This is a genomic window from Oleiphilus sp. HI0067, assembly GCF_001635735.1.
On sequence record NZ_LWFI01000418.1, the window covers coordinates 1 to 1,076 of the forward strand.

Below are 1,076 nucleotides of genomic sequence, written 5' to 3' on the forward strand. Positions count from 1 at the left end.
GATCAACTCGGCGCGGATATAAAAATATACGAAGGCCTAAGCCACACCTATCAGGCTGAAAGCTGCTGGCCGGACATCGCTGACGATATTCTGCAGTGGTTACATCAATCAAACATGAAAGACTACCAAGCGAGCGCGGCGTGAGCGCTAAGCTGTCTTTCAACCTCGTCATGGCCTACTTATACAGCGGTCTATTATTTCTCTAAAAAACCAGTAGGGTTTGATTGGAATCCTGAGCACCGCTTTTGTTTCACGTATTCGCGGTCACGTGCTCACGATGCAAATCAAGCCTGCTTTGTTTCTAGCTTTACAACTTCTGCCTTTTCTTCTTCAAGCAAACTTTCGGCATCAACTCCCTTAAATAGTTTTGCCACCTTCTCTTTGTTTTTAGACAGCAAAACAGACAGATCTTCCAGTAAGCCATCATCAATATCTACACCCTTAGCTTGTATAAAAGTAGCAAGGTTGTCTGCTACATCTAGCATCTTGTCGTAGCGATCTGCTTCTCTTTTGTCTGTCGTCACTAGCTTTTCAACCCCTTTATGTTCAACCACATAACGCGTAATGATCGCCATGATTTGCTCCTATTTTTAATTCGTGTGAATACACTATCACAAATACTGTATATACAAACAGTATAATTATTAAATTTTATCATTCAAACAAAGAAACCTTTTAAACCGATCCATTGAACCTCAATGTATAAAAGCAGAGTGGATAGCGTAATAAGGAGCATCGAATGCCAAATTCAAACAATAAACGAATGGGTATCAACGAAATGTCGGCAATCACAACCATGATCGCCAATGGTGAGCTAGAGAAACTGAGGCTAGCCTTGCTCGACAAAACACTCAAAGAGCTGGAGCTAGACTATTTGCTTGACTTAGCTCAGCTCAAAAATAATCCAGAGATCACCAAGCTCTTAAAGCAACATGCGGATACTAGCTTTAGATTCTAAGGCTGGGTTCGTGGGGCTGCCGGCAGACTAAATGGTAGCCATCTCGATCGAGGAAGAGTTATACAATTGCAGAGCTAAGTTATTGGCTAGATACCATGCAATACTTCATTTGTTAACG

General features: G+C 41.7%; 2 protein-coding genes. One reads left to right on the forward strand and one right to left on the reverse strand.

Annotated elements, in window-relative coordinates; translation table 11 throughout:
• Nucleotides 1–284: 284 nt before the first annotated feature.
• Nucleotides 285–575, reverse strand: coding sequence for a YebG family protein (locus tag A3739_RS04870; RefSeq protein ID WP_068476864.1), 291 nt, complete (start codon nt 573–575; stop codon nt 285–287).
• Between the two features lie 164 nt (nt 576–739).
• Here A3739_RS04870 and A3739_RS04875 point away from each other — a divergent pair, with 164 nt between their 5' ends.
• The gene (locus A3739_RS04875) at nt 740–958 is read left to right on the forward strand and encodes a hypothetical protein (protein ID WP_068479915.1); all 219 of its coding nucleotides are present in this window, start codon (nt 740–742) and stop codon (nt 956–958) included.
• The last annotated feature ends 118 nt before the right edge of the window (nt 959–1,076 follow it).